General features: G+C 68.7%; 11 protein-coding genes. 7 read left to right on the forward strand and 4 right to left on the reverse strand.

Going from position 1 to position 11773, the window contains the following annotated elements; genetic code table 11:
- The first annotated feature begins 22 nt into the window (after positions 1-22).
- Positions 23-3154 carry a BTAD domain-containing putative transcriptional regulator gene (locus ACIA58_RS16645; protein WP_396404525.1) on the forward strand — a complete coding sequence of 1044 codons (3132 nt, stop codon included), beginning with the start codon at positions 23-25 and terminating at the stop codon, positions 3152-3154.
- Here the strand turns inward: ACIA58_RS16645 and ACIA58_RS16650 are convergent.
- Together ACIA58_RS16650 and ACIA58_RS16655 are read right to left on the reverse strand one after the other, a co-directional pair.
- Positions 3138-3881, reverse strand: a complete 744-nt coding sequence (locus ACIA58_RS16650; RefSeq protein ID WP_396404526.1) for an ABC transporter permease — start codon at positions 3879-3881, stop codon at positions 3138-3140. The genes ACIA58_RS16645 and ACIA58_RS16650 overlap by 17 nt on opposite strands.
- Positions 3878-4822 carry an ATP-binding cassette domain-containing protein gene (locus ACIA58_RS16655; RefSeq protein ID WP_396404527.1) on the reverse strand — a complete coding sequence of 315 codons (945 nt, stop codon included), beginning with the start codon at positions 4820-4822 and terminating at the stop codon, positions 3878-3880. Before ACIA58_RS16655 ends, ACIA58_RS16650 begins: the two co-directional genes overlap by 4 nt.
- Before the next feature lie 151 nt (positions 4823-4973).
- Between ACIA58_RS16655 and ACIA58_RS16660 the strand changes: the two genes are divergently transcribed.
- Entirely contained in the window at positions 4974-5648 is a 675-nt protein-coding gene (locus ACIA58_RS16660) for a DUF4097 family beta strand repeat-containing protein (protein ID WP_396404528.1), read from the forward strand.
- Here the strand turns inward: ACIA58_RS16660 and ACIA58_RS16665 are convergent.
- Together ACIA58_RS16665 and ACIA58_RS16670 are read right to left on the reverse strand one after the other, a co-directional pair.
- A complete protein-coding gene (locus tag ACIA58_RS16665) occupies positions 5629-6291 on the reverse strand; it encodes an SGNH/GDSL hydrolase family protein (protein ID WP_396404529.1) in 663 nt (220 codons plus the stop codon). The two genes, ACIA58_RS16660 and ACIA58_RS16665, sit on opposite strands and share 20 nt — an antisense overlap.
- On the reverse strand, positions 6288-7787 hold the full coding sequence (locus tag ACIA58_RS16670; protein WP_396404530.1) for an FAD-dependent monooxygenase: 1500 nt from the start codon (positions 7785-7787) through the stop codon (positions 6288-6290). The genes ACIA58_RS16665 and ACIA58_RS16670 overlap by 4 nt, the downstream gene beginning before the upstream one ends.
- A gap of 108 nt (positions 7788-7895) precedes the next feature.
- Here ACIA58_RS16670 and ACIA58_RS16675 point away from each other — a divergent pair, with 108 nt between their 5' ends.
- The 5 genes from ACIA58_RS16675 (at position 7896) to ACIA58_RS16695 (ending at position 11675) form a co-directional block, all read left to right on the forward strand.
- On the forward strand, positions 7896-8249 hold the full coding sequence (locus ACIA58_RS16675) for an ArsR/SmtB family transcription factor (RefSeq protein WP_396404531.1): 354 nt from the start codon (positions 7896-7898) through the stop codon (positions 8247-8249).
- Positions 8233-8721 (forward strand): SRPBCC family protein, encoded by a 489-nt coding sequence (locus ACIA58_RS16680; RefSeq protein ID WP_396404532.1) that lies wholly within the window; start codon positions 8233-8235, stop codon positions 8719-8721. The genes ACIA58_RS16675 and ACIA58_RS16680 overlap by 17 nt, the downstream gene beginning before the upstream one ends.
- Positions 8721-9386, forward strand: a complete 666-nt coding sequence (locus ACIA58_RS16685; protein WP_396404533.1) for a dihydrofolate reductase family protein — start codon at positions 8721-8723, stop codon at positions 9384-9386. Before ACIA58_RS16680 ends, ACIA58_RS16685 begins: the two co-directional genes overlap by 1 nt.
- A 71-nt stretch (positions 9387-9457) precedes the next feature.
- The gene (locus ACIA58_RS16690; RefSeq protein WP_396404534.1) at positions 9458-10105 is read left to right on the forward strand and encodes a dihydrofolate reductase family protein; all 648 of its coding nucleotides are present in this window, start codon (positions 9458-9460) and stop codon (positions 10103-10105) included.
- Positions 10106-10244: 139 nt separating this feature from the next.
- On the forward strand, positions 10245-11675 hold the full coding sequence (locus ACIA58_RS16695; protein ID WP_396404535.1) for a serine hydrolase domain-containing protein: 1431 nt from the start codon (positions 10245-10247) through the stop codon (positions 11673-11675).
- Positions 11676-11773 lie beyond the last annotated feature (98 nt).

An 11773-nucleotide genomic window follows, 5' to 3' on the forward strand; every position in this document is an offset into this window, starting at 1 on the left:
GGCGCGTGGCACAATCTCGCAGGTGCAGATCGGGATGCTGGGGCCATTCGAGGTTCGTACGGACGATGGCGGCATCGCCGACGTGCCGGGCGCGCGGTTGCGCGGGCTGTTGATCGCCCTGGCCCTCGAACCGGGGCGCGTCGTGCAGAAGGCGACGCTGGTCGACTGGATCTGGGGTGAACAGCCGCCGGCCGACGCGGCGAACGCCTTGCAGCGCTTGGTTTCCCGGCTCCGGAAGGTCCTCCCGGAGGGTTCCGTCGAGGGCCACACCGACGGCTACCGGCTGCAGGTCGATCCCGACGCGGTCGACGCCGTACGGTTCGAACGCCTCGTCTCCCGGGCCCGCACCGACCAGGACCCGCAGGGCGTCCGGCTGCTCCGCGAAGCACTCGAGTTGTGGCGCGGCGCGGCCATGCAGGACGTCGGCCTGACCGAAAGCGGCGCGTTCGATGCGGCCGTGACCCGCCTGGACGGCCTCCGCCTGACCGCCATGGAGGATCGGTACGACGCCGAGATCGCCCTCGGCAACGGCGCCGACCTCGTCACCGAGCTGACCGACCTGGTCGCCGCTCACCCGGTCCGCGAACGCCTGGTCGCCGCGTTGATGCGCGCCCTCGTCGCCTCCGGCCGCGACACCGAAGCGCTCCGGGTGTACGAACGCACCCGGGAAACCCTCGCCGACGAGCTCGGTGTGGATCCCTCCCCGGAGCTCTCCGCACTCCACGTCGCCCTCCTGCGCGGCGAGCTGGTACGGCGCGACGAGAGGCGGAACACCAACCTTCGCGAAGAGCTGACGACGTACGTCGGCAAGGACGCGGATGTCGCCGCCGTGCGCGATCTCATCGCCGGGCACCGGCTCACGAGCCTGATCGGCCCAGGCGGCTCGGGAAAGACCCGGCTCTCCGCCGAAACCGCGCGGACCCTGCTCGGCGATCTCCCCGACGGAGCCTGGATGGTCGAACTCGCCGCGATCGGCCCCGACGGTGACGTGGCCCAGGCGACGCTCTCCGCGCTCGCGCTCCGGGATGCGCTGCTGGGCGACGTACCGGATGCGGATCCGACGGACCGGGTCATCGCGGCGGTCCGCGAGCGGTCGATGCTGCTGATCCTGGACAACTGCGAGCACGTGATCGAGTCGGCAGCGGCGTTCGCGCATCGGGTGCTCGGCGAGTGCCCGCGGCTGCGAATCCTCGCGACGAGCCGCGAGCCCCTCGGCATCACCGGCGAGGCACTGTGGCCGGTCGCGCCCCTGGCCGTACCCGCGGACAACAGCGAGATCGACACCTCGCCGGCCGTTCGCTTGCTGCAGGACCGCGCCGGCGCCGTACGTGCGGATCTCGCCACGGATGCCCAGACGCTGGCGACGATGGCCCGCATTTGCAGGGCATTGGACGGTATGCCGCTCGCCATCGAGCTCGCCGCGGCCAGGCTGCGCACGATGTCCTTGGAGCAGCTCGCCAACCGGCTCGACGATCGCTTCCGCTTGCTGACCGGCGGCAGCCGTACGGCGCTCCCCCGGCACCGGACGCTCCGTGCGGTGATCGACTGGAGCTGGGAGCTGCTGTCCGATGCTGAGCGGTCTGTGCTGTGCAGGCTCTCGGTGTTCGCCGGCGGTGCGAGTCTGGAAGCGGCCGAGCAGGTGTGTGCCGGTGGCGAGGTCGAGTCGTGGGAGGTCCTCGACCTGCTGACCGCGTTGACCGAGAAGTCGCTGGTGGTCACCAAGGACGAGGGCGCTCCGCGGTACCGGATGCTCGGCACGATCAAGGAGTACGCCCAACAGCGTCTCGACGAGGCAGGCGAGTCCGAGCTGACCCGGCGTACCCACCTCGCGTACTTCACCGAGCTCGCCGAGACCGCGGACCCGCATCTGCGTCGCGCCGAGCAGCTGGAGTGGCTGAGCATCGTCGAAGCCGAGCACGACAACATCGCCGCGGCCATGCGGGGCGCGCTCGCGGCCCGGGAGGCGCAGGAGTCGATGCGGCTCGCCGCGGCCGCCGGTTGGTACTGGTGGTTCGCGGGGCACAAGGTCGAAGGCAACGAATACCTGATGGCCGCCCCGGCCCTCCCGGGCGAGGTCGCGGACGAGGTCTTGGCCGTGGTGTACGCCTTCGTCACCGGGATCATGACGTCGGGGCGTGGACGCGACCAGTACAACGCGGAGGAATGGATCCGCAAGGCGGCCGAGATCAGCCGCCGGATCAACCACCCGCACCCGGCGGTGACGATGTCCTTGGCTCTGGAACGGCTGCTGGAGGGACCGGATGCCTTCGTGTCCGCCTTCGAGCCGCAGCTGACCGACGACGATCCCTGGGTACGGGCGCTGGCTCGACTGCAGACGGGCAAGATGCGGATCATGCTCGGCGACGGTGACCGGGAAGCGGACGCATTGCTCGAGCTGGCGCTGGCCGAGTTCCGCGCGATCGGCGAGCGGTGGGGCATGTCGTTCGCGTTGACCGAGCTCGCGGACCGGGTCGCCGTCCGCGGCGAGTTCGCCGCCGCGTGCGAGTACTGCGAGCAGGCGATCGCGGTCGCCGTGGAGGTCGGCGCCATCGAGGACGTCGTACGCATGCGGTCGCGGCAGGCTCAGCTGTACTGGCTGGCCGATGACCCGGAGTCGAGCGCAGTCTCGATGGCGGATGCGCACCGCCACGCGGAACGGGTCGCGTGGCCTGAGGCGCTGGTCGAGCTGGCGCTTTCCAAGGCTGAGCTCGCGCATTGGCGCGGCGACACCGAGGAGGCGCGCCGGCAACTCGGCATCGCGACGACCGTACTGGGACACGAGGCCGAGCGAGCCAATTTGCGCGCGATGACGCAGGACCTGCTCGGCTATCTGACCGAGGACCTCGACGAGGTCTGGGAGCACCGCACCGCTGCGGTCCAGGCGGCGACCGAGAGCGGCCACCTCCCCGGCATCGCGCAGGTGCTGGTCGGCATCGCGGATCTCGCGTTGCGCACCGATCAGGACGAGCAGGCCGCGCGGCTGCTCGGCGCGAGTGCCGCCGTCCGCGGACTGCCGGATCTGTCGAACCCCGACCAGACCCGGATCGAGCAGGAGACGCGCAGTCGCCTCGGTGACACGCGGTTCACCGAGGCGACTGAAGAGGGACGGCAGGCGAGCTGGACCGAGCTGGTCGCGGTCACGCTCGCTTCTTGAACGTCGAGGTCGCCCAGAGGTAGCCGACGACCGCGATCCCGACCAGCCAGGCGAGCGCGGCGATCAGGTCGCCGGTCGCCGCGGAGCCGTTCAGCAGCCCGCGCAGGGACTCGATGATCGGCGTGAACGGCTGGTACTGCGCGAACTGCTTCACGCCCGGACCCATCTTGTCGGCCGGCACGATCGCGCTGCTGAAGAACGGCAGCATGATCAACGGCACCGAGGCGAGGCCCGCGGTCTCCGGAGTCTTGGCGAACAGACCGAGCGCGACGGTCAGCCAGCCGGTCGCGAGACCGAGCAGTACGACGATGCCGATCACTCCGAGCCACTCGACGAAGCTCGCCGACGGGTTGAACCCGAGCGCGAAGGCCACACCGATGATCGCCGCGATCGCGATCAGGTTGGTCAGCAGGCTGGCGATCACGTGACCGGTCAGCACCGCGCCACGCGGCACGTCCATGACCTTGAACCGGTTGATGATGCCCTTGGTCATGTCGGAGTTCACCGACGTGGCCACTGATCCCAGTCCGTAGCAAACCGCCAGCAGGAGCATGCCGGGCGTCGCGTAGTCGACGTACGGAACGCCAACGCTGAAGGCGTCGCCGAGCATGTAGACGAACATCAGCATGACCACGACCGGCATCAGCACCGCGTTGAAGACCGAAGTTGGGTTGCGGGCGATGTGCTTGAAGTTGCGGCGCAGCATCACCATCGAGGGGTTCTTCATTTCGCGACTACCTCCGCGGTGTCGTGGCCGGTCAGGGCCAGGAAAACGTCATCGAGATCAGGGGTGTGGACGGAGAACTCCTCCGCGTCGAGCGAGTGTTCGTCGAGTCGGTCGAGCAGCGCCCGGACCGATTTGGTGCCGCCGTCGCTGGGGACCCGCAGGGTCAGCGCGTCGTCGTCGCGGGTCGAGTCGGGCATGATCCCGGCGGCGACGTCGAGGTCGTCGACGCTGCTGAACCGGAACCGCACGTGCGTGCCGGGAAGCTGCCGCTTGAGCTCCTCGGGGGTGCCCTCGGCAACCAATCGGCCCTGGTCGAGGACCGCGATCCGGTCGGCCAGCTCGTCGGCCTCGTCCAGGTACTGCGTGGTGAGGAAGATGGTCACGCCGTCGGCCAGCAGTTCGCGGATGATCGTCCACATCGTCCGCCGGCTGCGCGGGTCCAGACCCGTCGTCGGCTCGTCCAGGAAGATGATCCGCGGGTCGCCGACCAGCGTCATCGCCAGGTCGAGCTTGCGGCGCATACCGCCGGAGTACGTCGCCGCGGACTTGTCGGCCGACTCCACCAGGTCGAAGCGCTCCAGCAGATTGTCAACAATCCGCTTGTCATCTTTGGACGATCCCGGACTGAGGTCCACCATCAGCTGGAGGTTCTCCCGGCCGGTCAGCAGCTCGTCCACGGCCGCGAACTGGCCGGTGACCCCGATCGCCGCGCGGACTGCCTTGGCCTCACTCGCGGCGTCGTGCCCGGCCACCCGGACCGTGCCGCCGTCGGCCTTGATCAACGTGGTCAGCACGTTCACCGTGGTCGTTTTGCCGGCCCCGTTCGGGCCGAGCAGCGAGAAGACGGTGCCCGCGGGGACCTCGAGGTCGATGCCGTCGAGCACGGTCTTGTCGCCGAATGCCTTGCGCAGTCCTGAGACCGCGATCGCCGAAGTTGTCATGGGAACACTGTCGGCAGCCGCCCTGACACGCACCTGACACGCCGCCTACACCGTGTCAGGCCCCGTGTCATGGATCCGTGGCGGCGCGGTGTCAGGGCGGCCGATGAGAGTTGTCCTTGTCAGCAATCGACTCAGCCAAGGGACAACCACCATGCCGACCTTCGCCACCCCCGCACCGATCTCCGCCGACGTCGACATCATCTTCGGCAACGTCACCTTCAGGGCCGGCGACCGGACCGACACCGTCGTCGAGGTCCGCCCGGTCGACCCGGCCTGGGCGCTCGACGTGCAGGCCGCCGAGCAGGTCGTGATCGACTTCGCCGACGGGAAGCTACAGATCAAGCACCCGAAGCTGCGGACCCTCTTCACCAAGAAGTACGGCGAGGTGGCCGTCCTGATCGAGCTGCCGACCGGATCCGACGTCCAGGGCTACACCGCGAAGGGCGACTACGTGGTCGAGGGCGAGGTCGGCGCCTGCGAGCTGAAGACCGCGAACGGCGACATGCGCATCGCCAAGGTCGCCGGCAACCTGCGCGCCAAGTCGGCCACCGGCGACATCAGCGTCGGCGTGGCCGGTGCCGCAGTCAACGCCCGTACCGCCAGCGGCAACATCCAGGTCGGTCAGCTGGGCAGCGGAGCCGCCGACCTGTACACCGCCACCGGCTCGGTCGCGGTCGGCGTACCCGCCGGCGTCGCAGCCCAGCTGGACGCGCACACCTCGATCGGGCGCGTGTTCAACGAGCTGGACGCCGACGAGCAGACCGACCGAACCATCAATGTCCGGGCCCGCACTCACGGCGGCAACATCACCGTCCGTCGCGCGTGACCAGCCGGAGCCAGGCCGCGGCGAGGGCAGCGTGGCCGGCCGGGGTCGGGTGTACGCCGTCCGCGGCCCAGTACTCCGGTTCGGTGGTGGCCGAGAGCTCGGCGAACATGCCGTCGGCGGCGAGCAGTTGCGCGCCGTACTTCCGGGCCAATTCGCGCACGACCTGAATCTTCGGGTCCAGGTCGGCGCGCCACTTCTTCCGATCCTCTTCGTCGAGCAGCGAAGCGCCGACCTCGATGACGCCGCGGACCGGCAACAGGAACGGCTCGATCAGGATCAACTCGGTGCCCGCCTCGGCCAGCGGAGCGAGCAACCGGTCGTACCCGGCGGCGTACTCCTCCGCGGGAATCACATAGCCGTCCGGGTCGTACGCGTGCCAGCCCACGTCGTTGATCCCGACCAGGACCGACACGACATCCGGCCGTACGTCGAGCACATCCGGCTGCCACCGGTCCTCGAGATCCATCACTTTGTTGCCCGCGACACCGGAATTCAGCCAGGTGATCGGTTGCTCAGGGCACCGGAATCCCCACTCGCCGGCGATTCGCAGCGGATATCCGAAGCCCAGCCCGTCCTCGCTTTCCAGCCGCTGGCAGTCGGTGATCGAGTCGCCCGTGAACATCACGGTGCTTCCCGGCCTCATCCGTGGTCCTTTCCGAACCAGCGCGCGGCGGCAGCGTCCAACGTGGCGGGATCACCGGTCCAGGCGACGACGCCGTCGGGACGGATCAGTACGGCGGCCAGGCCGAGATCGTCGCGCGCGGGCCCAGCGACGTACGTCAGGTCCCAGCGCGAGGCTTGTTCCTGCAGACTGCCGGCGAAGTCGAGCAGGACACCGCGGCCGTCCTGCATCAGTTCGCCGAGACGCGTGCCGTCCTCCAGGCACAGATCCGGCGCGCTCCGGCCGACCAGCGGATGCTCGTCGCCCAGGTCGTAGCGGATCCAATACCCGGTCAGCTTGCTGACCACGTACGTCGTCCCGTCGCGGGTGTCGAGGAGGTCGCGGATCAATCCTCGAACCGCATCCGCCTGCGGACCGGGCCTCATGACATCGACCTGCGCCCGGGTCCAGTCGAGCACCGAGGCCCCGACCGGATGTCGCTCGGTCGCGTAAGTGTCGAGCAGGCCGTCCGGCGCCTCGCCGTGCACCGTCGCGGCGAGCTTCCAGCCCAGGTTCATCGCGTCGCCGAGGCCGGTGTTGAGTCCCTGCCCGCCGAGCGGCGAGTGGATGTGCGCGGCATCGCCCGCCAGCAGGACGCGCCCTCGCCGGTACGTCGTCGTCTGCATCGCGCGATCGGTGAAGCTCGACGCGAGATGTACCTCGGTCAGCGTCACATCGGTGCCCGACAGACGACGCAGTACCTCTTGAAGGTGCTCACGCGTCAGCTCCTGCGAGCGGTCGAACGCGCCGCCGTCGAAGTCGAGCATGCTGAAGTGGCCTTCGGTCGCCATCCGGATGTACATGCCCGTCGGCGTCAGATTGAAGCCAGGGTTGAGCTTCTCGGGGTCGTCGACGGTCACGCTCATCGTGTAGCCGGTGAACAGCGGCCCGGTGCCGACGAACTCGAACCCGGCCAGCCCTCGGACCGCACTCCGCCCGCCGTCGCAGCCGACGACCCAGCGCCCGGCGTACTCCTGTTCACCGGCGCGCACGACCACGCTGTCGTCGTACTGCGTGAGGCCCGAGACCGGCGTACCGCGCTCGATCTCGACGCCCAGCTTGGCGGCACGCTCCGCCAGCACGGACTCGAGTTCTTCGAGGCTCGTCATCAGGAGGTCCGGCGTCGGGGTCGGCAGCCGGAACGGGAAGGCGGCCTCGTCGAGGTTCGCCGCGTCCAGCATCATGCCGGCGAAGTGGCCCACCATCCGGGGAGGCGGCTGCCGGTCGTCGAGGTCCTTCACCAGCGGCTCCAGCAAGCCGCGGCGGTACAACGCCTGGATCGACGCCGCCGACAGTCCCCGCAGCCCGAGCGGTTGCGCCCGCCACGGCGACGATCCTTCCGGATCCCGCTCGATCACCAGCACAGAACAGCCTGCGAGACCGAGCTCGCAGGCAAGAAGCAGTCCAACCGGACCGGCACCCACTATCACTACGTCGTACACGAGGTTTCCCTTCTCACGGCTTGTTGCCTGAGGCATGCATTCACCGTGACACGAACCGCGCACGCGGCACTGACACCGACCGGGCAGGCCGCTGGCACGCGATACCAGCGTTGACACTTTCCGATATAGGCATATGATGCTGGCATGGCTCGAGCGGCGACGACCTCGGACGCGTTCAACGCGATCGCCGAACCGCGGCGGCGCGACATCCTGGTGCTGCTGCGGGGCGGCGAGCGGCCGGTGACCGACCTGGCGCGGGACCTGGAGATGACCCAGCCGCAGGCGTCAAAACACCTGCGGGTCCTTCGGGAGGTCGGGCTGGTGCGGGTCCGCGGGGCGGGCAAGCAACGGCTGTACGGCCTGGACGCGCGGGGGCTGCGGCCGATCCACGAATGGGTGGGCGGCTTCGAGCGGTTCTGGAGCGAGAGCTTCGGCCGGCTGGACGAATATCTGCAGGAGTTGAAGCAGGAGGGTCCCTTCGATGACGACGACCAGTAGGGCCGGCGAGCCCGCGGACCGCGAGATTGTGGTCGCCCGGACGATCGGCGCCCCGCAGGAGTTGGTGTTCGAGGCGTTCACGCAGGTCCGGCACCTGTCGAGGTGGTGGGGACCGGAAGGCTTCACCACCACGACACGCTCCTTCGAGTTCCGCGTCGGCGGGACGTGGGACTTCGCGATGCACGGTCCGGACGGGACGGAGTACCAGGAATGGATCACCTGGCGGGAGATCGTCCCGCCGGAGCGGATCGCGCTGCTGCACGGCGAGTCCCGCGACGATCCGAACGCGTTCGAGTCGCTGCTGACCTTCGAGGCGGCGGGCGAGCAGACGTGGATCGTGATGCGCACGGTGTTCCCCACCAAGGAGCTGCGCGACGAGGCGGTGGACAGGTACCACGCGATCGAGGGCGGCGAGCAGACGCTGCACAACCTGGCGGCGTACGTCGCCCAACTCAAGGGAGCTGAAGACTGATGGCAGGCACGGTGTTTTTCGGCGTGACGATGTCCCTCGACGGTTTCATGGCGCCGGAACACGTCCCGGCCGAGCTCGTCTTCTCGCCCGCCGGTCAGGACGATCCGAGGGCCCAGCGCTGGTTGCGGAAGTGGTCGGAGCTGCAGGCGTGGGCGTTCCCGCAGCGCCACTTCCGGGAGAACCTCAAGCTCGGCGAGGGCGGTGAGGAAGGGGTCGACAACGACCTCTCGCGGGCGACGCAGGAGCGCATCGGGGCGAACATCATGGGCAAGCGGATGTTCGACGCCGGCGAGCTGGCGTGGCCGGAGGAGGCGCCGTTCCACACCCCGGTGTTCGTCCTCACCCACACCGAGCGCGAGCCTTGGGAGCGGCCGGGCGGTACGACGTTCTACTTCGTCAACGACGGCATCGAGAGCGCGCTGTTCCAGGCCCGGGAGGCGGCCGGCGACCGCGACATCCGCATCTCGGGCGGTGCGGACACGATCCAGCAGTACCTGGACGCCGGGCTGATCGACGAGTTCTCGATCACCATGTCACCTGTGCTGTTCGGCACCGGCATCCGCCTGTTCGACAACGTGGACCCGGACCGGATCGCGCTTCGACAGACCCGCACCGACGCGTCGTCCCGGGTGACTCACCTGACCTACACGACGGCGAAACGCTAGGTGGCATGTCAAAGCGGCTTGGTCGGGTCCGACCTGTTGGTGACGATGTCCCAGCTGAAGGAGCATGAAACATGTCTGAGGTCAGGGTTCACAACTTTTCGATTTCGCTGGACGGGTTCGGGACCGGCGAGGGTCAGGCGCTGGACGCCCCGTTCGGGCACGCCGGTGAGCGCCTGCACGAGTGGTTCGTCGGCACGCGGTTCTTCCGCGGCGAGGACGACCGGTCCGGCGGCACGCTCGGCGCCGACAACGCCTTCGCCGAGCAGCACAACCCCGGGATCGGCGCCGAGATCATGGGCGCCGGCAAGTTCGGTCCGCCCGGATGGCAGGACGACGCCGACTGGAAGGGCTGGTGGGGCCCGAACCCGCCGTTCCACTCCCCCGTCCTCGTCCTGACCCACCGTCCGCGCCCGTCGATCGAGATGGACGGCGGTACGACGTTCCACTTCCTCGACGCCACCCCGGCGGAGGCGCTCGCCCAGGCCCGCGAGGCCGCCGCCGGCGCCGACGTACGCATCGGCGGCGGCGCGACCGTGGTCCGCGACTTCCTCGCCGAAGGCCTGATCGACTACATGCACGTAGCCCAGGTCCCCATCCTCCTGGGCCGCGGCGTCCGCCTCTGGGACGGCCTCGAATCCCTCGAACAGACCTACACCATCGAGGCCGTCTCGACCCCGTCGGGCATCACCCACCTGACCTTCACGGCCAAGCGAGGGTGAGAGCGCACCGGACGGCGCTCCTTGCGAGGTCGGGGCGGCCGTCCAGGTACGCCGCTCACCGCTCGCGCCTGGTCATTTGCCCTTAGAAGCAAGGTATATATCGCATGACCCGATCGGGTCTGCTTGTTACTGTGCCCGGATGGCTTCTCAGGGCTCCCTATTGCCGCGGTCGATGCCCTCCGCCGCGGGGATCTCGTCCAGTTCGATCCTCGCGCTGCTGGACGATCTCGAGGCGCAGGCCATCGAATGCCACTCGATCATGATCGTGCACCGCGGTCAGGTCGTCGCGGAAGGCTGGTGGGCGCCGTACTCCGCCGAACGCCCGCACCTGCTGTACTCGCTGACCAAGTCGTTCACCTCGATCGCTGTCGGTCTCGCGATCGGCGACGGGCTGCTGTCGCTGGACGATCGGGTGGTCGACGTACTGCCTGACCACGCGCCGGACGACATCTCGGAGCAGGGACGGCGGATCAACGTTCACCACTTGCTGTCCATGACGGCCGGTCACGGCAAGGACAGCCTCGAGGAAGCGTGGCAACTGGAGCCGGACGACCTGATCAAAGGCTTCCTGCGCGCACCGTTCACCGCGGTCGAGGGCACGCAACACGACTACGACAACGCGACCACCTTCATCCTGGCCCGGATGGTCGAGCGCGTCACCGGCCGCGATCTCCCCGGGCTGCTCGACGAACGCCTCTTCAAACCGATGGGTATCGAGGGCGCCGAATGGGACCGCGTGGCGAGCGGCAAAGCGTTCGGATTCCACGGCCTGCATCTCACCACCGAGGCCATCGCCGCCTTCGGTGAACTGCTCCTCCGCGGAGGCCGTTGGGGAGACCAACAACTAGTCCCGCGCGAGTGGGTCGAGCTGGCAACTCGCGGTCACATCGAGACCCTTCCCCTTCCCAACTGGTCGCCGAACCCCGACTTCGTCGCCGGCTACGGCTACCAGTTCTGGATCTCCCGCCACGGTTACTTCGGCCACGGCTCCTTCGGCCAGTACTGCGTAGTCGTCCCGTCCCACGACCTCGTCATCGCCCTGACCGGTGCCGTCGGCCCGACGAACGCCGTACCCGGCCTCTTCTGGGACCACCTGCTCCCCGGACTGGACGCCCCCGCAACCCCCGAAGACGACCACCGCCTCGCCGACCGCCTTCGACAACTCTCCATGCCAACTGTCCCTGGTTCAGCCGCCCCCACCCGCTCCGCCAAGGCAACCCTCGACGCCTCGCCGGAGAGCTCAGCCCTACCCGACGGAACCCCGATCACCGTCGACCCCATCGACGGCGGCTGGCTCCTACACCTGGGCCCATCCCTCACCATCGAGGCGGGCCACAACACCTGGCCCGAATCCTCCCCCCTCGGCCGCCCGGTCATCGCCTCAGGCGCCTGGCAGAACAACAAGTTCATCGCCGACCTCTACGTCATCACCACCCCCCACCGAGTCCGCCTCACAGTCGACACCACCACGAGCACAGCAACCGCAACCTGGTCCACGGTCCCCCTGACCACAGCCAACCTCACGCTCCACCTGCGGTCCCCCCTGATGACCAGACCCGACGTCTCCTAGCCGATTCACCATCCGACGACTCAAGCCCTCAGCTGCGGCGCCCCTTGGAAGCACCAGAAGTGAGGTCCGTGGTCGAACGCGATGTACTGGCGCATGCC

Origin of the sequence: Kribbella sp. NPDC051586, from assembly GCF_044453965.1 — a bacterium.
Lineage (GTDB): Bacteria > Actinomycetota > Actinomycetes > Propionibacteriales > Kribbellaceae > Kribbella.

What these genes read in the sequence shown, in the direction of transcription:
- ACIA58_RS16650 (WP_396404526.1), bottom strand. Translation starts at nt 3,881, where the DNA reads ATGAAGAACCCCTCGATGGTGATGCTGCGCCGCAACTTCAAGCACATC.
- ACIA58_RS16655 (WP_396404527.1), bottom strand. Translation starts at nt 4,822, where the DNA reads ATGACAACTTCGGCGATCGCGGTCTCAGGACTGCGCAAGGCATTCGGC.
- ACIA58_RS16660 (WP_396404528.1), top strand. Translation starts at nt 4,974, where the DNA reads ATGCCGACCTTCGCCACCCCCGCACCGATCTCCGCCGACGTCGACATC.
- ACIA58_RS16665 (WP_396404529.1), bottom strand. Translation starts at nt 6,291, where the DNA reads ATGAGGCCGGGAAGCACCGTGATGTTCACGGGCGACTCGATCACCGAC.
- ACIA58_RS16670 (WP_396404530.1), bottom strand. Translation starts at nt 7,787, where the DNA reads ATGCCTCAGGCAACAAGCCGTGAGAAGGGAAACCTCGTGTACGACGTA.
- ACIA58_RS16675 (WP_396404531.1), top strand. Translation starts at nt 7,896, where the DNA reads ATGGCTCGAGCGGCGACGACCTCGGACGCGTTCAACGCGATCGCCGAA.
- ACIA58_RS16680 (WP_396404532.1), top strand. Translation starts at nt 8,233, where the DNA reads ATGACGACGACCAGTAGGGCCGGCGAGCCCGCGGACCGCGAGATTGTG.
- ACIA58_RS16685 (WP_396404533.1), top strand. Translation starts at nt 8,721, where the DNA reads ATGGCAGGCACGGTGTTTTTCGGCGTGACGATGTCCCTCGACGGTTTC.
- ACIA58_RS16690 (WP_396404534.1), top strand. Translation starts at nt 9,458, where the DNA reads ATGTCTGAGGTCAGGGTTCACAACTTTTCGATTTCGCTGGACGGGTTC.
- ACIA58_RS16695 (WP_396404535.1), top strand. Translation starts at nt 10,245, where the DNA reads ATGGCTTCTCAGGGCTCCCTATTGCCGCGGTCGATGCCCTCCGCCGCG.